The sequence below is a fragment of the Chryseoglobus sp. 28M-23 genome (genome assembly GCF_014789785.1).
GTDB classification, from domain to species: domain Bacteria; phylum Actinomycetota; class Actinomycetes; order Actinomycetales; family Microbacteriaceae; genus Microcella; species Microcella indica.
The window spans coordinates 1,446,360-1,464,397 of sequence record NZ_CP061846.1 but is presented as its reverse complement, the minus strand read 5'-3'; the positions used below and the strand labels follow the sequence as shown (position 1 = coordinate 1,464,397).

Genomic DNA, 18,038 nt, shown 5'->3' with positions numbered 1-18,038 from the left:
TCAGTCGGCGCGCGCGGGGCGCTTGGTGCGCGGCTTGCGGGGCCCGCGGTCGGGCTTGAGCTCGATGAGGCGGCCGCTGATGCGCGTCGCCTCGAGCTTCTTGAGGGTCGCGGGCGGCATCGACGCGGGCAGTTCGACGACGGAGAAGTCGAGCTTGATGTCGATCGCGCCGAAGTCTTCGCGGCTGAGGCCGCCCTCGTTGGCGAGCGCTCCGACGATCTGGCGGGGCTCGACCCGGTGGCGTCGGCCGACCTCGATGCGGTAGGGCGCGAGCGCGGGGCCGTTGCCGCGGCGCGGCGGTCGCTCGCCGCGCTCCGGGCGATCCGTGCGGGTGGCGCCCCGGGCATCCCGATCGTCGCGCTCCATGCGGGGCGGGCGCATGTCGTCTTCGGTGAGCAGCAGGGAGGTGCCGCCCTGCGCGACGACCGCGAGCGCGGCGGCCACGTCGGCCTCCGGCACGTCGTGGTGCTCGACGTAGTGGCCGATGATGTCGCGGAAGACGCCCATGAGCTCGCCGTTCGTGAGCGCCTCGCTGATGGCCTCGTCGAAGCGGGCGAGGCGCGTGGCGTTGACGTCGTCGACGGTCGGCAGCTGCATCTGCGTGAGCGGCTGGCGCGTCGCGCGCTCGATCGCGTCGAGCAGCCGGCGCTCGCGCGGCGTGACGAAGCTGATCGCGGCGCCGCTGCGGCCCGCGCGGCCCGTGCGGCCGATGCGGTGCACGTACGACTCGGTGTCGGTGGGAATGTCGAAGTTGACGACGTGGCTGATGCGCTCGACGTCGAGGCCGCGCGCGGCGACGTCGGTGGCCACGAGGATGTCGAGGGTGCCCGACTTGAGCTGCTCGACCGTGCGCTCGCGCTGCACCTGCTGCACGTCGCCGTTGATCGCCTGCGCCGAGTAGCCGCGGGCGCGCAGCTTCTCGGCGAGCGTCTCCGTCTCGTTCTTCGTGCGGACGAAGATGATCATGCCCTCGAAGTTCTCGACCTCGAGGATGCGCGTGAGGGCGTCGACCTTCTGCTGGTAGGAGACCACGAGGTAGCGCTGGCTCGTGTTGGCCGAGGTCGTCGTCTTCGTCTTGACGGTGATCTCTTGCGGGTTGGTCAGGTGCTGCTGCGAGATGCGGCGGATCGCGGCGGGCATCGTCGCCGAGAAGAGGGCGACCTGCTTGTCGTCTGGAGTGTCGGCGAGGATCGTCTCGACGTCTTCCGCGAAGCCCATCTTGAGCATCTCGTCGGCCTCGTCGAGCACGAGGTACTTGAGTGCCGTGAGGTCGAGGGTGCCCTTGTCGAGGTGGTCCATGATGCGGCCGGGCGTGCCGACGACGATGTGCACGCCGCGGCGCAGGGCGGAGAGCTGCACGCCGTACCCCTGCCCGCCGTAGACGGGCAGCACGTGCACACCGGGCAGGTGGGCTGCGTACTTCTCGAACGCCTCGCACACCTGCAGGGCGAGCTCGCGGGTGGGGGCGAGCACGAGGGCCTGCGGCGTCTTCTGCGCCATGTCGAGGCGCGAGAGGATCGGCAGGGCGAAGGCGGCGGTCTTGCCGGTTCCGGTCTGGGCGAGGCCGACGACGTCGCGACCGGCGAGCAGCGGCGGAATGGTCGCCGCCTGAATGGCACTGGGATGCTCGTACCCCACGTCGCGCAGCGCGGCGAGCACGGCGTCGCTGAGGCCGAGCTCGGTGAAGGGGACGGTTGTCGGGGCGGAATCGGCCTCGGTCGTGGCGGAGTTCTCTGGAGGCGTCATACCCCTAACGGTACGCGGTGCCCGCGCCCGCGCGGAACTACTTATATTTGGGCCAATATCACTGCTAGACTTATGACATGGCCGAGACTCGCGTGGCGCTGCTCGTCGACATCGTCGACTCGCGCGCGCTCGCGGACCGCGCGCTCGCGCAGTCCGCCATCCTCGACGCCTTTCAGGCCGCTGCCCGCGACATTCCCGTCGCGGTGCCGCTGTGGGCCACGGTCGGCGACGAGTTCCAGGCCGTCTTCGCGGCGGCGGCCGACGCCGCGCGCGCCACCGCGCTCGTGCGGCTCGCGCTACCGCCCGAGGTCGACTGCCGCTTCGGCCTGGGGGAGGGCGACATGCGCGAGGTCGGCGAGGGCGATCGCGGGCCCATCTACGACGGCTCGGCCTGGTGGCGCGCACGGGAGGCCCTCGAGAAGGTGGAGCGCGACCAGGAGCGCGCGGCACCGTACGCTCGCAGCTGGCTCGTGGGGGATCCGGCCGACGCGGCGCGGGTCAACGCGCTCAACGCGCATCTGCTGCTGCGGGACCACCTCATCGACACGATGTCTTCCCGCGCGCGGCGCCTGGCCGCAGGCACCTTGAGCGGCGCGACGCAGAGCGAGCTCGCCGCGGCCGAGCGCATCAGCCAGTCGGCCGTGTCGCAGAACCTCCGGCGCTCGGGCGCAGCCGCGCTCGTCGCTGCCGATCGCGCCCTCGCGGAGGTCCTCTCGTGATCGCCGCGTTGCTGCTCCTCGGTGTCGGGGTCGGCGATATCGCGCGCCGCCGCGTTCCGGGCAGCGCGCACGCCGGGGTCGGTGCGCTCGTCGCCGTCGCCCTCATCGTCGCTCCCGGGCTCGCGCTCGGTCTGCCGGTCGCCCTCGTCGTCGCCGCGGCGCTCGTCGCGATCGTCTGGATGCTCGCCATCCGCATCGACGACGACGCCCGTGCCCCGTGGTGGCCGGTCGCGGTGCTGCTCGCCGCCGCTGCTCTCGGTGCCTGGGCCGGCCCGTGGCCGAGCCTGCCGAGCGGGCCGCTCGACGGCTGGGCGGCCTTCGGCCTCGACTCCACCGTCGCTGTCGTGATTCTCGCCGTCGCCGTCTCGCTCGTGACGACGGCGAACCTCGTGACGCGCGCCATCCTCGCCGCCGCGCGCGGCGGAGGCGCAGGTGTGCCGGCCGCTGCCTCCGGCTGGCGGCTGCGCCTCGGCAGCCGCACGATCGGCAGCATCGAGCCGCGCACGGCGGCACCCGCCGAGTCGGCGCCGAGCCCCCTGCTTGGCGGCCGCATCATCGGCCCGCTCGAGCGGCTGCTCATCGTCTTCCTCGCGCTTGCGGGCGCGCCCACCCTCATCGCGGCCCTGCTCGCCGCGAAGGGCATCGTGCGGTTCCCCGAGATCTCGGCCGACCGCGGCACGGGCTCCAAAGCCGAGGAGTTCCTCATCGGCAGTCTCACGAGCTGGGGGCTCGCGGGGCTCGGCTTCCTGCTCATCGTCGCCGCGCAGAACGCCTGATAACCCGCCCCTCATCAGTGTTGGGCTTATGCACGCCATGCAGCCTCAGCCCCGTACCCTGAAGGCATGGCTTCTGCACGCGGTATCGGCAACAACGGCGCAGCGGTCGAGCGACCGCAGATTCGCCCGAAGGCCGAGGGCTGGCAGCAGAAGCTCGGCCCCGACGGCCGCCCGGCCCTGCAGTTCGCGGAGCCGAAGCGCGGCAAGCCGCCCGTGCACCTCGCCGACCTGAGCGTCGCCGAGCGCGAGAAAGCCGTCGTCGACCTCGGTCTGCCCAAGTTCCGCGCCAAGCAGCTGTCGACCCACTACTTCACGCACCACACCTCCGACCCCGCGCAGATGACCGATCTGCCGGCCGCAGGCCGTGGGGAGCTCGTGGCGGGCATCCTGCCCCCGCTGCTCACGGAGGTGCGCCGCCTGCGCACCGACAACGGCGACACCATCAAGTTCCTGTGGAAGCTGCACGACGGTGCCCTCGTCGAGAGCGTGCTCATGCGCTACCCGGGCCGAATCACGCTGTGCGTCTCGAGCCAGGCCGGCTGCGGCATGAACTGCCCGTTCTGCGCGACCGGGCAGGCCGGCCTCACGCGCAACATGTCGGCGGCCGAGATCGTCGACCAGGTCGTGCGTGCCAACGCGGCGATCGCGGCGGGGGAGCTCGGTGGCAAGAAGCGCGGCGAGACGACGCCCGAGCGCGTCAGCAACATCGTGTTCATGGGCATGGGCGAGCCGCTCGCCAACTACAACCGCCTCATGAGCGCGGTGCGCACGATGGTCGCCCCGCAGCCGACAGGGCTCGGGATGTCCGCCCGCAACGTGACCATCAGCACCGTCGGCCTCGTGCCCGCCATTCGCAAGCTCGCCGACGAAGGCCTGCCCGTGACTTTCGCGCTCTCCCTCCACGCGCCGGACGACGCGTTGCGCGACGAGCTCATCCCCGTCAATTCACGCTGGAAGGTCGACGAAGCGCTCGACGCGGCCCGCGAGTACTTCGAGAAGACCGGCCGGCGCGTCTCGATCGAGTACGCACTCATCAAAGACATGAACGACCACGCCTGGCGTGCCGACCTGCTCGCCGAGAAGCTCAACGAGCGCGGGCGGGGCTGGGTGCACGTCAACCCGATCCCGCTCAACCCGACGCCCGGCTCCATCTGGACGAGCTCGGAGCCCGCCGTCATGCGCGAGTTCGTGCGCCGCATCGACGACGCCGGCATCCCCACGACCCTGCGCGACACCCGCGGCAAGGAGATCGACGGGGCGTGCGGGCAGCTCGCCGCGACCGACGCCTGAACTGTTCACCTCGAGGGCCACTGGTTCCGACATACTGTCGACTATGACCCTCGACTCCTTCAGCGGCGACCTCACTCTCTGGGTGATCATCGGCGTGCTCGCTCTGCTCGTCCTCATCGTGATCGTCGTGATCCTCCGCTCCATCAAGGTGGCGAAGCCCGACGAGGCGATCATCGTCACCTCGCGCCAGCGCACCCCGAAGGAGCGCGAGCAGAACCACGAGAAGGAGAACGTCGGCCAGAAGGTCGTCTTCGGCTCGCGCGTCTTCGTCAAGCCGATCGTCGAGGCCTACTTCAAGCTCAGCCTGCGCTCGCGCCAGCTCAACGTGCAGGCGACCGCGCAGACGCGCGACGCCATCACGATCCGTGTCAACGCCGTCGCCGTGGTCAAGGTCGGCGGCTCCGAGCCCATGGTGCGCGCCGCCGCGCAGCGCTTCCTCAACCAGCAGGACCAGATCGAATCCTCCACCGAAGAGGTGCTGAGCGGCTCGGTGCGCTCGATCGTCGGCCAGCTCACCGTGACTGAGATCATCACCAACCGCTCGGCCCTGCAGGAGCAGGTGCTGGAGGCGGTGCGCGAGGCCCTCGACATCCAGGGGCTGCAGATCGACACGCTGCAGATCAAGGAGATCGACGACGACAACAACTACATCCGCGACCTCGGCCGCGCCGAGGCGGCGCGCGTCAAGCAGGTCGCGGAGATCGCCGAGGCGCAGGCCCAGCAGGCCTCTGAGGAGGCGCGCATCTCGGCCGCGCAGAAGATCGCCGAGAGCCAGCGGGCCCTCGACCTGCGCAACGCCGAGATTCAGAAGGAGACCGACAAGGCGCGCGCCGAAGCCGCCGCCGCCGCGCCGCTCGCCGAGGCGATCGCGCAGCAGGAGGTCGTGAGCCAGCAGGAGGTCACCGCCCAGAAGCGCGTCGGCCTGCGCAAGCAGGAGCTCGACGCCGAGGTGCGCGCCGTCGCCGACGCCGAGGCCTACGCGGTCGAGAAGCGCGCCGACGCGGCCGCCCTCGCCTCCGTCGCCAACGCGAACGCTGAGAGGGATGCCCGCAAGGCCTCCGCCGAAGCCATCGAGGCCGAAGGTCTCGCCGAGCGCAACCGCCGCCGCAGCGCCGCCGAAGCCGTCGAGGCGGAGGGCATCGCCGAGCGGGCTCGCCGCATCGCCGCCGCCGAAGCCCTCGCCGCCGAGGGTGAGGCCGAAGCATCGGCGATCCGCGTCAAGGGAACCGCCGAGGCCGACTCGACCCGGGCGCAGGCCGAGGCCCTCGCCGAGCGCGCAGAGGCCCTGCTCAAGCAGCGCGTCATCGACCAGCTGCCCGAGATCGTGCGCGCCGCCGCCGAGCCGCTGAGCGCCATCTCGCAGATGACGGTCATCTCCTCCGACGGCACGGGCACCAACCAGCTCGGCGAGAACGTCGCCGGCCAGCTCGCGACCTCGACGAAGATCATCAAAGATCTCGTCGGCATCGACATCGGCGAGCTCATCAACGGCAAGGTCGTCGGCGAGGCGACGGGTGCTGCAGTGGCGAAGGGCGCGGCCTCCACCTCGAGCGGGCGCCGCTCGGCGGGCAAAGGCTCCGGTTCGAGCTAGCGCGCAACTACCGTCGATCTCTCGCGTCGTGCCGGTAGAATAGCGGGCATGGGCTACGACCGCATCTCAGTGAATCCTGGCCGCATGGCTGGGGCTCCGACCGTGCGCGACACTCGTGTGACCGTTGCCTCGGTCTTGGGCCAGTTGGCTGCTGGTCGCACGATCGATCAGGTGCTGGACGACTTTCCGTACCTTGAGCGCGATGACATCTTTGCGGTTCTTGCCTTTGCCGCCGACAACGTTCAACGAGAGCTACCGTTCGTCGCAGCATGAAGTTGCTCGTTGATGCGAACCTCTCACCAGCGGTGTCGGTTGCGCTGACCGCCGCGGGGTTCGAGGCAACTCATGTTCGCGATGTCGGTTTGGTCAAGGCGAGTGACATTGAGATAGCCGAGTTCGCTGCGGAGACTGGGGCGGTCGTCGTCTCTGCCGACAGCGACTTCGCGACGCTCCTGGCCCTATCTCGAGGCAGTGCTCCGTCACTCGTGCTGCTGCGTTCGTCGGATCACCTGGCCCCCGCTGTCCAGGCGGAGATCTTGATCTCGAACCTTTCCGCGGTCGAGTCAGACCTGAGTGAGGGCGCGGTTGTCTCCATCGTTCGAGAACACGTGCGAGTGCGCCGGTTGCCCCTCAGGTGACGTCGCCGTCGTCGAACTCCGCACGGGCGAGCGCGTCGCGTGCGAGCAGGGTCGCGCCGACGACCGCGGCGGGCATGACGACGATCGCGCCGCCCGGCACGAGGTAGAGCAGCTGCGTCGCCACGCCGAAGCCGAGCGCGCGCGCCCGCGAGCCCCGGATGAGTCGAGCGCGCGCCGCACCGTCGATGCCGCGCGCCTCGAGCGGCCGCGTCGTGAGCTCGCGCTGGATGAGGTGGCCGCCGAGCAGCACGCCCGTCACCGGCCCCGTGACCGCGCCCACGACCGGCAGGAGGCCCGCCAGGAACGTCAGCAGGCCGTAGCTGATCGCGCGCAGCACGAGCAGGATGCCCCCGCCGAACGACCGCCAGAACGTCAGCGGCGTCGGCGCGAAGCCGCCGAGATCCTGCTCGGTACGGCGCCACACGCGCTCGTAGAAGGGGTCGCCGATGAGCAGCGTGAGCGCGGTGAATGTGTAGACGGCAGCGATGATGACGCCCGCCACGAGCAGGATCGCCACGACCGCGCGCAAGGCGTCGCGCCACCCGGCGTCCCAGTCCTCGGCGAAGCCCGTGAGCACTGCCGACAGATCCTGCGCATTCAGTCCCATCACGACGAGCACGGTGGCGATGATCGCGGCCGCAATGACGGCCGGCAGCATGCCGAACAGCATGAGACCGGGGCGCCGCCGCCACGTCGCGAAGCCCCGGAAGACGAGGGAGGCGCCCGCCAGGAACTCGCGCACGATGCTTCCGGCACGGGATGCTCCGCGCCCGCCGCCCGCCCGTCTCGCCATGCCCTCCAGAGTATGGGTGCCGCGCTGCCCCCGCTCGGCCGGCCCGCCGTCTACGCTTGGCTCGCGTGAGCCACACGCCCGCCGACACCGCCTCGCTCGACGCCCTCGAGGTGCTCTCGCAGCTCATGGCGATCGACTCCGTCAACAGCGACCTCGTGCCCGGGGGAGCGGGCGAGTCGGCGATCGCCGCGTGGTGCGCCGCGTGGCTCACCGACCACGGTCTCGAGGTGACGCGCCTCGAAGCCCGAGCCGGGCATCCCTCTCTCGTCGCGATCGCGCGCGGCACGGGAGGCGGTGCGACGCTCCTGCTCAACGGCCACCTCGACACCGTCGGTGTCGGGGGCTACGACGGCGACCCGTTCTCGGGTGCGCGCGAGACGGTCGACGGTGCGGAGAGGGTCGTGGGTCGCGGCGCCTTCGACACGAAGAGTGGCGTCGCCGCCGTCATGGTCGCCGCCGCGCGCGCCCTCGCCGACGGTGCCCTGCGCGGGGATGCTGTGCTCACGCTCGTCGCCGACGAGGAGTTCGGCAGCACGGGCACCGTCGAGACCCTCGCCCACCTCGCCGCGACCGGCGTACGACCGGATGCCGCCGTCGTGGTCGAGCCCTCCGCCCTCGAGCTGACCGTCGCGCACCGCGGCTTCGCGTGGTTCACGGTGGAGTTCGCCGGGGTCGCCGCCCACGGCTCGATGCCCGAGCAGGGTGTCGACGCGATCGCGGCGGCCGGCGCGTTCCTGCGCGGGCTCGACGACATGCGTGCCGAGCTTGCGAGCACCCCGCCGCATCCGCTGCTGGGGCACGGCACCGTGCGGGTCTCCACGATCTCCGGTGGCACCGATGAAGCCACGGTCGCCGACCGCTGCGTGCTCACCGTAGAGCGCCGCACCCTCCCCGGCGACGACCTCGACGCTGTCGAGCAGCAGCTGCACGACCTCGCCGCGAGCGCCGTCGCGCGCGTGCCCGGCGCGCTCGGCGCCGTGCGCCGTCAGGTGGCGCGAGCGGCTTTTGCCGTCGAGCCCGACTCGGCGATTGTCGCCACAGTGGCGGAGCAGGTCGAGCGCGCTCTTGGCCGCCCGGCGCGGCTGCGGGGGGAGCCGTTCTGGACGGATGCGCGCCTCGTGCAGGAGGCGGGCATTCCGTGCGTCGTCATCGGTGCCGACGGCGGGGGAGCGCACGCTGACCTCGAGTGGGCCGACGCCGCCTCCGTGGTCGCCCTCACCGACGTCATCGAGGGCACGATCCGACAAGTCTGCCGCTGACGACTGCTGTCGCTCAGCTCGGCGCTCAGCCCGGCACGCGATCGACGACGAGCCCGTCGAAGAGCTTGTCGAACACCGCGAGCCGGTCGAACTGCAGCGCGTAGTCGCGGGCGCGGCGCGACCACTCCCGGCGCTCCTCCGCGGTGAGCTCGAGCACGGCGCGGTCGATCGCGGCCGCGATCGCATCCGGATCATCGACCGGCACGATCATGGCGGTGTCGCCGACCGCCTCGATGATGCCGCCCGTGTCGGCCGTGATGACGGGGCCCGACCCGGCGAGCATCGCCTCGGCGAGCGCGATGCCGAAGGTCTCGACGAACTCGGGGCGCGGCTTGCTCGGCAGCACGTAGGCGGCGCAGCCGGCCATGAGGTAGGGCTTCTCGGCGTCGGAGACATCGTTCGCGAAGACAATGCGGTCGGCGAGCCCCGAGCGTGCCGCGACCTCGCGCAGCGCCTCTTCCTCGGGCCCGCGGCCCGCGATGACGAGCGTGAGCCCCGCGTGGGCGCGACTGCGCGCGAAGCCCGCGATGAGGTCGTCGACGCCCTTCGCCTTCGTCAGGCGCGAGAGGAACAGCACGTAGCCGTCCCGCGCGAGACCGCGTGCGGCCAGCCGGCGCTCGAGCTCGCCCTCGTCGAGCTCGAGGTAGGCGCTCGTGTCGATCGCGGGGTACGAGATCGTGATGCGCTCGCGGCACTGCTCGGCGAAGCTCGTGCCGTGGCGCTCGTCGATGAGAGCCGCCGAGTCGACGATGAGGTCGCGCGTGTACTCGGAGACGGCGACGCACCGGTCGCTGCTGAGGTAGCTCGCGAGCACGTGCGCCGCCGCGCCGTACTGGCCAGACTCGACGCAGCTGCGCACGACGTTCGTCACATCGCTGCCGACGGCTTCGGCGATCGTCGTCACGTCGACGGGCAGGCCCGTGCTCCAGGCGACGCGCACGGCGTCGGAGACCGCGAGCGTGTGCGGGCTCAGGTACAGCGACATGCACACGGTCGGCACGCCGTCGGTGAACAGCTCGACGAGGCGCCCCGTGATGCCGGCCAGGTAGCGCCCGTCGATGACCTTGTAGTCGCCGACGCCGTCCGGTCGCTCGACGATGATGCCGGGGCTGTACGGCGTGATGCTCTCGGCAGGCTTGAGCGGCAGGCCGCTGCGCTCGAGCTGCTCGAGCGGCCACGTGACGATGCGCACCTCCGTGAAGCCGCGCAGCAGGGCGGCCTCGGCCAGGTTGCGCGCTTCGACCGAGTGGCCGCAGATGACCGGGTCGGCTCGCACGACAATGACGAGGCGGCGCAGCGAATCGGTCATGGAGTGCTCCTTCGATCGTGGTCGGCGGGCGTCGGCACGTGGGCGGGGTGAGGCAGAGAGGGGGGCCGGATGCTCGTGCCCCAGCCGCTCGGAGCATCACCGAGCTCCACCACGAGCTGGCCGCCGCGGTGCAGTTCGTGACCCGTGAGCCAGGGCCGCTCGAGGCTCGCGCCGTCGAGTTGCACGCCCTGCACGTACTGCGGTGGGGCATCCCGATGCGGCTCACGAAATCCGCGCGTGACGATCTCGAAGCGTGCGTCACCCAGATCGAGCGTCGCCTCCTCGAACGAGGGGGTGCTGAGCAGCAGCAGGTTCTGGCCGGCGACGGGGAAGAGGCCGAGCGAGGCCCATACGTACCACGAGCTCAGGCCGCCGGAGTCGTCGTTGCCGGGCAGACCGCCGGGCCCGATACCGAACTGCTGGTGCACCGCAGCGTGCACGATCTCAGCCGTGCGGTCGGGGCGGCCGGCGTAGTGGTACGCCCACGGCGCCTCCATGTCTGGCTCGTTGTTGAGGCCCTCGAAGCGCCCGAGGGCGTACCCCGCCGCGAGCTCCTCGAGGCTCGGCGCGAGGCCCGGCTGAGCCGCTGGCGGTGCACCGATGCCGAAGAACCGGTCGAGGAGCGCGACGAAGGCGTCGTCGCCGCCGACGTCGGCGATGCGGGAGGCCATGTCGTGCAGGAGGCGGAACGAGTAGTTCCACGTCGTGCCTTCGTAGAAGGTCGAGTCGCGCAGTAGCCCTGTCGCGGGGTCGAACGCGGTGCGCCAGCGCTCGGCGAGCGGGGCGAATTCCTCGACGAGCGCGGTGTCGCCGAGGCTCTGCGCGACGCGGGCCGTGCACCAGTAGCCGAACGCGAGGTCGAGGGTGTGGCTCACGGGGTCGACGATGCCGCGCTGCAGGAAGTCCTCCCCGTAGGTGCGCCGCAGGTCGTTGTGCATGTGCACGAGGGCCCAGTCCCAGTCGATGCCGGGCAGGCCCAGCTGGTTCAGGTCGGCGAGGAAGGTGTGCGCGAGCGCGCTCGCCTGCCGCGAGAACCGGTCGCTGCCCTTCGCCATGCGGTACCCGATCGGGAAGTTTCCCTCCTCGGCGCAGATCGTGAGCATGGCGTTCGCGAGCTCGACGCTGCGCTCGGGGAAGAGCGTCGTGATGAGCGGCAGTTGCGTGCGGTAGATGTCCCACATGGTGCTGATGTCGAAGGCGAAGGGGCCGTCGACCGGCCAGAACGGGCTCTCGTTCAGGGCGAGGCTCGGCTTGATGAGCGAGTGGTAGAGCGCCGTCGAGAAGACCGTGCGGCGCTCGGCGCTCGGCGTGGCGACCTCGATGCGACCGAGGTGCTCGCGCCAGGTCTGCTCGGTCGCCTCGTGCCGGTCGGCGAAGCGGGCGGGCCCGTCGCCGCAGTCGGCGCGCAGGTTGCGCTCGGCCTGCTCGACGCCGCGCATCGAGAAGCCGAAACGCAGCTCGATCGTCTCACCCTCGCTCACGGGTCCCGCCCACATGAGCCCGAAGGAGCGCAGGGTCGTGGGGCGTATCGAGTCGAAGTCGAGGCGCGTGCCGCCGTGCATGAGCCGTCGGTCGTACCAGAGCAGCTGCCGCCAGTGCCGCGCATCGCACTCGATGTGCACGGCGAGCGGCGTGCCCTCCACGACGATCTCGCCCTGCGCGACGCCGGGGGCGATGGAGTGCAGCTGGGCGCGCAGCGGAATCGTCTCGCCGTGCGGGATGGCGAGGCCGCCGAGCGAGAAGTCGATCACGAGGCGCGCGTCGCGGTGCCGGGGGAAGGTATAGCGGTGCACGGCGCTCTTGGGCCCCACCGTGAGCTCGGCGCGCACGCCGGAGCCGAGCGTGGCGGCGTAGCGGCCGGGGGAGGCCTCCTCGTCGCTCACCGACCACGAGCGGCCGAGCGCGTCGAGCGGCTCGAGCATGGGCGTGACGCGGAAGTAGTTGTAGTACTTGCGAATCGCCCCCGTGCCGCTCTGCTGGAAGTGCGTGAAGCCGCTCGCGAGGGGCTCGTCGTAGAGGCGGGGCGGCAGGCCCTCGGTGCTGAGGTCGTACTGCCCGTATCCCGTGGGGTAGGCGCCAGAGTACGCGCAGGCCGAGACCATGCCGAAGGGGTGCGTCGCCCCGGGGTGGGTGTTGCCGATCTGCGGCTTGGGCGACCACCAGGAGGCCGCGAGGCCCGTGCGCTCGGGAAGCCGCGTCTCGCTCGTGCCGATGAACGGGTCGACCCACTCGATCACGATGCCCGCCCCGGTCTCGCCATGGCCTCACGCTACGAGCGCACTGTGTCACCCGGATTACGGGCTCGTGACGAATCGTGCGACGGGCACGTTCAGGGGATGCTGAGCCAGTCGGCTTCCGATGCGCGGCACCCGCGCCATAGGCTGTTGTCCAGGCGTGCACCGCCGCCACCGTCGCGCCCATCGGCGCGGCCCGAGGTGCACCGAGCGAACCCACGAGGAGCCTCATGAGCAAGTACGCAGTCGTCAACCCCGCGACCGGGGAGACGCTCTCCACGTATCCGACCGCGAGCGACGCCGACATCGCCGCGGCCGTCGACGGCGCTGCTGCCGCCTACCGCGACTGGTCGCGCACGACGACGCCGGATGACCGTTCCGCCCTCATCACGAAGGTGGCCGAGCTGCACCGCGAACGCCGTCAGCACCTCGCCGAGATCATCGTGCGCGAGATGGGCAAGCCGATCGGCGACGCCCTCGGCGAGGTCGACTTCTCGGCAGACATCTACCAGTACTACGCCGACCACGGCCCCGAGCTGCTCGAGGACGAGCCGATCGACCTGGCGGAGGGCAGCGAGGGCTCCGCGGTCATCCGCAAGAGCCCCATGGGCGTGCTCATCGGCATCATGCCGTGGAACTTCCCGTACTACCAGGTCGCGCGCTTCGCGGGCCCGAACCTCATGCTCGGCAACACCATCCTGCTCAAGCACGCCGCGCAGTGCCCCGAGTCGGCGGCCGCGATCCACCAGATCTTCGCCGACGCCGGCTTCCCGGTCGGCGCGTACACGAACATCTACGCGACGAACGAGCAGGTGGCCGACATCATCGCCGACCCGCGCGTGCAGGGCGTCTCGCTCACGGGCTCGGAGCGCGCCGGCGCCGCGGTCGCCGAGCAGGCGGGGCGGCACCTCAAGAAGGTGGTGCTCGAGCTCGGCGGCAGCGACCCCTTCATCGTGCTGAGCACCGACGACCTCGACGCGACCGTGCAGATGGCGGTCGACGCGCGCCTCGACAACAGCGGGCAGTCCTGCAACGGCGCCAAGCGCTTCATCGTCATCGACGACCTGTACGACGCGTTCGTGGAGAAGTTCACGGCCGCGATGGCGGAGGTCTCGCCGAGCGACCCCATGGGTGAGGGCAGCGGCCCGCTCGGCCCGCTCTCGTCGTCGACGGCCGCGGAGAACCTCGAGGACCAGGTCACGCGCGCGGTCGCCGGCGGTGCGACGGTCGCGACGGGAGGCACCCGCGAGGGCACGTTCTTCGCGCCCACCGTGCTCACGGGCGTCGCGCCCGGCAACGACGCGTACTACGAGGAGTTCTTCGGGCCGGTCGCCCAGGTGTTCCGCGTGGCGGACGAGGACGCCGCGGTCGAGCTCGCGAACGACACGCCCTTCGGACTCGGCTCGTACCTGTTCACGACCGACGAGCAGCAGGCGGCCCGCGTCGCCGACCGCATCGAGGCTGGCATGGTCTACGTCAACTGCGTGCTCGCCGACAGCGCCGAGCTTCCCTTCGGCGGCATCAAGCGCTCCGGCTCGGGCCGCGAGCTGGGCACTCTCGGCATCGACGAGTTCGTCAACAAGAAGATGATCCGCATCGCCTGATCGTCCACCGCATGCCGCCCGGCTCCGTAGGCTGGGCGGCATGCTGCGTTTCGAGGAGCTCGCCTACGAGTCGACCCCCATGGGCGAGCTCACGCTGCGTCGCCGCCACATCGCAGCCGCTGGCACGGACGTGTACGAGGTCAAGCTCGGCGAGGAGTACCTCATGTCGAGCCTCTTCACGGTCGCCGAGGAGGAGCTCGCTCGGCTGGGACTCGCCGCGGTCGAGGCTGCCGGCCCGCTCGACGTCGTCGTGGGGGGCCTCGGCCTCGGCTACACGGCGGTCACGGCACTGGCCGACGGGCGCGTGGGCACCCTGGCCGTCGTGGATGCTCTGCCCGAGGTCATCCGCTGGCACGAGCAGCGCCTGCTGCCGGTGAGCGAGTCGCTCGTCGGCGACACGCGCACGCGGCTCGTCCACGCCGACTTCTTCGCCGTCATGCGCGGGGAGCCCGGCGCCGAGCCGACCGTGCCGGCCGCGCTCGACGCCATCCTGCTCGATGTCGACCACACGCCGACCTTCACGCTCGACGCGAGCCACGCCGACCTCTACACGGTCGACGGGATGCGCCGGCTCGCGCGCCACCTGCGCCCAGGCGGCGTCTTCGCCCTGTGGTCGGACGACCCGCCCGAGGCGTCGTTCCTCGCCGTGCTGCACGAGGTGTTCGAGGCGGTCGAGGGTCACACGGTCGAGTTCGCGAACCCGCTCACCGAAGGCACCTCGCGCAACGGCGTGTACGTCGCCCGACGCGCCTGAGCCGCCCGACGGTCAGAAGACCTTCCCGGGGTTCATGATGCCGAGCGGGTCGAAGACCTCCTTGATGCGGCGCTGCAGGTCGAGCTGCGGCGTGCCGAGCTCCTCTTCGAGCCAGCGCCGCTTGAGCGTGCCGACGCCGTGCTCGCCGGTGAGGGTGCCGCCGAGGGCGAGCGCGGCACGGAACATCTCGTCCGCCGCCTGCCAGATCTCGGCCGGCACGGTGTCGCCCGTGTAGATGAGGTTGGGGTGCAGATTGCCGTCGCCCGCGTGCGCGACGGTGGGAATCTCGAGCCCGAAGCGCTCCTCGATGGCGCGGATCTCGGCGACCATCGCCGGGAGCGCCGAGCGCGGCACGGCGATGTCCTCGATGAGCACCGAGCCGCGGGCCGCCATGGCGGGGTGGAACGCGCGGCGCACGGCGAGCATCCTCTCGCCCTCCTCCGCGTCGATCGTCATGGCGACCTCCGCACCGAGCTCGCGCAGGATCGCGAGCGCGACCCCCGCATCGGCCGCGGCCGAGGCGCCGTCGAACTGCACGAGCAGCTGCACCGACTCCGGCGCGGGCCTCGGCAGGTCGAGGTGCTCATGGATGCCGTGCAGCGCACGCGCGTCGATGAGCTCCATCGCCGCCGGCCGCAGGCGAGCGGCGGTGATCCCGGAGGAGGCGGCCGCCGCCGCGACGACGTCGACGAAGGTCGCGCTGAGTGTGGCGGGGTTGCCCGTCGGCAGCGGCAGCAGGCGCACCGTGGCGTCGACGACGATGCCGAGCGTGCCCTCGCTGCCGATCATGAGTGCCGTGAGGTCGAGCCCCGTGACTCCCTTGACGGTGCGGTGCCCGAGCGCGAGTAGCGACCCGTCGGCGAGCACGACCGTCAGGCCGAGAACAGACTCGCGCGTGACGCCGTACTTGGCGCACAGCAACCCGCCTGCGTTCGTGGCGATGTTGCCGCCGATCGTCGAGATCTCCTTGCTCGCCGGGTCGGGGGCGAAGAGGAGTCCGTGTGGCTCGACCGCGCGCCTCAGATCGGCGTTGAGCACGCCCGCCTGCACGACCGCGAGCTGGTCGGCCGTGTTGATCTCGAGGATGCTCGTGAGCCGGCTCGTGCTGACCACGAGCTGCCCCGCCGAGGCCGTCGCGCCGCCCGTGAGCCCGGTACCCGCACCGCGCGGCACGACGGGCAGCCGATGCGCGTGGGCGAAGCGCAACGCCGTCTGCACGTTGGCGATCGTGCGCGCCTCGACGATAGCGAGCGGCGCGGAGTCGCTGCGCTGCCCCGAGTAGTCCCCGCGCGCCGCCTCGAGGGCCGCCGGGTCCGTGACGACGGCGTCGCCGAGCTCGGCGCGCAGGAGCGCAGGCAGATCGGCCATGTGCCGATGGTACGCGAGCGCGCGACGTCGTCGGCGCAGGCAGGGAGGGAGTGCCTGCTATGACCGGCGACACGCGCGGGCTGACCGCACAATCGCCCCACCGTTTCGTGGGAGAGGCCTGGGAGAACCGGCCCCGCGGTTGACCCCGGCGGCAAGTCTCGGAAGCGTGGCTCGCTGTCCGTCGACCGCACCGCCGAAAGGATCCTTCATGCTTACTCTCACCCCGACCGCCAGCACCGTCATCGAGAACCTCGTCTCGCGCGAGGCCGACCCGCAGACCGCCGGCCTGCGCATCGACAGCGGCGGCCCCCAGTCGACCGAGTTCGCCGTGGCCGTCGCCCCCGAGCCGCAGCCCGGCGACCAGGTCGTCGAGGCCGGAGCCGCGCGCGTCTTCCTCGAGTCGAACGCCTCCGTCGCGCTCGACGAGAAGGTGCTCGACGCGCAGGTCAGCGAAGAGGGCGCCGTGCGCTTCGCGATCGGCGACCAGGCTCCCACCCAGTAGCACGCGCCGCACGTTCACGAGCAGCGCTCGCACCCGCACGGCCCCGCGCGCCGAGTGGCTAAGGTGGTCGCATCATGACTGCGACCGAGAACTCCCGCCTGGCCATCATCGGTGCCGGGGCCGTCGGCTCATCACTCGTATACGCCTCGCTCATCCGGGGCTCCGCCCGCGAGGTCGTGCTCTACGACATCGACGCCTCCCGCGCTGAGGCCGAAGTGCTGGACCTCGCACACGGCACGCCCTTCGTGGGCTCCTCCACGATCGAGGGCGGCGGCGACCTTGACGCTGTCGCCGGTGCCAACGTCGTCGTCATCACGGCCGGCGCGAAGCAGCACCCCGGGCAAAGTCGGCTCGACCTCGCTGCGACCAACATCGGGATTCTGCGCGACCTCATGCCGCGCCTCCTCGAGCGCGCACCTGATGCCATCTACATGCTCGTCACGAACCCGTGCGATGTGCTCGCCGTGGCCGCGCAGCGCGTCAGCGGCCTCGATCCGGCCAAAGTCTTCTCCTCCGGTACCGTGCTCGATTCGTCCCGCCTGCGCTGGCGTCTCGCGGAGCGACTCGGTGTCGCAGCCTCGAGCGTGCACGCGATGATCGTCGGCGAGCACGGTGACAGCGAGTTCGCGCTCTGGTCGCAGGCCCGCATCGGCCCCGTGCCCATCCGCGAGTGGGCGGACGACTCGGGCGCGCGCTTGACCGTCGAAGAGCTCGACATCCTCGCCGAGGAGGTCAAGAACGCCGCCTACGCGGTCATCGCGGGCAAGGGCGCCACCAACTATGCGATCGGTCTCTCGGGAGCCCGCATCGTCGAGGCGATCCTGGGCGACGAGGGTGCGATCCTGCCCGTGAGCTCGGTGCTCACCGACTACCACGGTGTGAGCGGCGTCGCGCTCTCGGTGCCGAGCGTCGTGAACGCCCAGGGCGTCTCGCGGGTCATCGACGTGCCGTTCTCGGCCGAGGAGGAGCGGGCCTTCCACCACTCGGCCGAGACGATCCAGCGTTCGCTCGAGGCTCTCGACCTCGAGTAGCGGGCTGCCCTGAGGTCGGCGTTCTCAGTAGTCCGTCTCGGGGGTGCGGTCGCGCCCGCGCAGGCGCTCCGTGAGTCGGCGATCGCGCTTCGTCGGGCGCCCCGCTCCGCGCTCTCGCACGATCGCGGCGGGCCGCTCCGCCTTCGGTGGCGGGGGAGGCGTGCGGTCGACGTAGTTCTTCACGGCGAGCGGCGCGCTCGTGCGCTTCGTGATGATGCCCGCGACCTCGACGATGCGCTCGCCACCCGGGGTGAGAGCGCGCACGGTGTCACCGGGCCGCACGACCTGCGCCGGTTTGGCAGAGGCACCGTTGACCTTGACGTGCCCGGCCTTGCACGCCGCGGTCGCTGCCGATCGCGTGGAGTACAGGCGGATCGCCCACACCCAGGCATCCACGCGGGCGCTCTCGCTCATGCGGGGCTGC

Annotated in this window: 17 protein-coding genes; 11 read left to right on the top strand and 6 right to left on the bottom strand. The window is 71.2% G+C overall.

Features of this window, described 5'->3' with window-relative positions:
• Entirely contained in the window at positions 1 to 1,746 is a 1,746-nt protein-coding gene (locus IE160_RS07095) for a DEAD/DEAH box helicase (RefSeq protein ID WP_191150635.1), read from the bottom strand.
• 77 nt (positions 1,747 to 1,823) lie between these two features.
• On the opposite strand from IE160_RS07095, the gene IE160_RS07090 reads away from it, so the two are divergent.
• The 6 genes from IE160_RS07090 (at position 1,824) to IE160_RS07065 (ending at position 6,760) form a co-directional block, all read left to right on the top strand.
• A complete protein-coding gene (locus tag IE160_RS07090; RefSeq protein WP_179871983.1) occupies positions 1,824 to 2,465 on the top strand; it encodes a SatD family protein in 642 nt (213 codons plus the stop codon).
• Positions 2,462 to 3,241, top strand: coding sequence for a hypothetical protein (locus tag IE160_RS07085; protein ID WP_224744403.1), 780 nt, complete (start codon positions 2,462 to 2,464; stop codon positions 3,239 to 3,241). Before IE160_RS07090 ends, IE160_RS07085 begins: the two co-directional genes overlap by 4 nt.
• Before the next feature lie 66 nt (positions 3,242 to 3,307).
• The gene (gene rlmN / locus IE160_RS07080) at positions 3,308 to 4,531 is read left to right on the top strand and encodes a dual-specificity RNA methyltransferase RlmN (RefSeq protein WP_191150634.1); all 1,224 of its coding nucleotides are present in this window, start codon (positions 3,308 to 3,310) and stop codon (positions 4,529 to 4,531) included.
• Positions 4,532 to 4,574: 43 nt separating this feature from the next.
• The gene (locus tag IE160_RS07075; RefSeq protein WP_191150633.1) at positions 4,575 to 6,122 is read left to right on the top strand and encodes an SPFH domain-containing protein; all 1,548 of its coding nucleotides are present in this window, start codon (positions 4,575 to 4,577) and stop codon (positions 6,120 to 6,122) included.
• A 48-nt stretch (positions 6,123 to 6,170) separates the two neighbouring features.
• Complete coding sequence (locus tag IE160_RS07070) at positions 6,171 to 6,395, top strand: DUF433 domain-containing protein (protein WP_179871980.1); 225 nt, start codon at positions 6,171 to 6,173, stop codon at positions 6,393 to 6,395.
• Complete coding sequence (locus IE160_RS07065; RefSeq protein ID WP_179871979.1) at positions 6,392 to 6,760, top strand: DUF5615 family PIN-like protein; 369 nt, start codon at positions 6,392 to 6,394, stop codon at positions 6,758 to 6,760. The genes IE160_RS07070 and IE160_RS07065 overlap by 4 nt, the downstream gene beginning before the upstream one ends.
• On the opposite strand, the gene IE160_RS07060 is transcribed toward IE160_RS07065, so the two are convergent.
• On the bottom strand, positions 6,753 to 7,553 hold the full coding sequence (locus tag IE160_RS07060; protein WP_191150632.1) for an EI24 domain-containing protein: 801 nt from the start codon (positions 7,551 to 7,553) through the stop codon (positions 6,753 to 6,755). The genes IE160_RS07065 and IE160_RS07060 overlap by 8 nt on opposite strands.
• A 65-nt stretch (positions 7,554 to 7,618) precedes the next feature.
• On the opposite strand from IE160_RS07060, the gene IE160_RS07055 reads away from it, so the two are divergent.
• Positions 7,619 to 8,812 (top strand): M20/M25/M40 family metallo-hydrolase, encoded by a 1,194-nt coding sequence (locus IE160_RS07055; RefSeq protein ID WP_224744402.1) that lies wholly within the window; start codon positions 7,619 to 7,621, stop codon positions 8,810 to 8,812.
• Positions 8,813 to 8,837: 25 nt separating this feature from the next.
• Here the strand turns inward: IE160_RS07055 and IE160_RS07050 are convergent, their stop codons facing one another.
• Positions 8,838 to 10,121 (bottom strand): glycosyltransferase family 4 protein, encoded by a 1,284-nt coding sequence (locus tag IE160_RS07050; protein ID WP_191150630.1) that lies wholly within the window; start codon positions 10,119 to 10,121, stop codon positions 8,838 to 8,840.
• Positions 10,118 to 12,358: a glycoside hydrolase domain-containing protein gene (locus IE160_RS07045; protein ID WP_191150629.1), complete on the bottom strand. Its 2,241-nt coding sequence runs from the start codon at positions 12,356 to 12,358 to the stop codon at positions 10,118 to 10,120. Before IE160_RS07045 ends, IE160_RS07050 begins: the two co-directional genes overlap by 4 nt.
• A gap of 227 nt (positions 12,359 to 12,585) precedes the next feature.
• On the opposite strand from IE160_RS07045, the gene IE160_RS07040 reads away from it, so the two are divergent.
• Positions 12,586 to 13,959, top strand: a complete 1,374-nt coding sequence (locus IE160_RS07040) for an NAD-dependent succinate-semialdehyde dehydrogenase (protein ID WP_179871974.1) — start codon at positions 12,586 to 12,588, stop codon at positions 13,957 to 13,959.
• A 40-nt stretch (positions 13,960 to 13,999) separates the two neighbouring features.
• A complete protein-coding gene (locus tag IE160_RS07035; protein WP_179871973.1) occupies positions 14,000 to 14,713 on the top strand; it encodes a polyamine aminopropyltransferase in 714 nt (237 codons plus the stop codon).
• Between the two features lie 12 nt (positions 14,714 to 14,725).
• On the opposite strand, the gene IE160_RS07030 is transcribed toward IE160_RS07035, so the two are convergent.
• Positions 14,726 to 16,081 carry an FAD-binding oxidoreductase gene (locus IE160_RS07030; RefSeq protein ID WP_191150628.1) on the bottom strand — a complete coding sequence of 452 codons (1,356 nt, stop codon included), beginning with the start codon at positions 16,079 to 16,081 and terminating at the stop codon, positions 14,726 to 14,728.
• 208 nt (positions 16,082 to 16,289) lie between these two features.
• Here IE160_RS07030 and IE160_RS07025 point away from each other — a divergent pair, with 208 nt between their 5' ends.
• Both IE160_RS07025 and IE160_RS07020 read left to right on the top strand, forming a co-directional pair.
• The gene (locus tag IE160_RS07025) at positions 16,290 to 16,583 is read left to right on the top strand and encodes a Fe-S cluster assembly protein HesB (protein ID WP_179871971.1); all 294 of its coding nucleotides are present in this window, start codon (positions 16,290 to 16,292) and stop codon (positions 16,581 to 16,583) included.
• 74 nt (positions 16,584 to 16,657) lie between these two features.
• Positions 16,658 to 17,614: an L-lactate dehydrogenase gene (locus IE160_RS07020; RefSeq protein WP_191150627.1), complete on the top strand. Its 957-nt coding sequence runs from the start codon at positions 16,658 to 16,660 to the stop codon at positions 17,612 to 17,614.
• Positions 17,615 to 17,638: 24 nt separating this feature from the next.
• Here IE160_RS07020 and IE160_RS07015 read toward each other — a convergent pair whose 3' ends face one another.
• Positions 17,639 to 18,028 (bottom strand): RNA-binding S4 domain-containing protein, encoded by a 390-nt coding sequence (locus tag IE160_RS07015; protein WP_179871969.1) that lies wholly within the window; start codon positions 18,026 to 18,028, stop codon positions 17,639 to 17,641.
• Positions 18,029 to 18,038 lie beyond the last annotated feature (10 nt).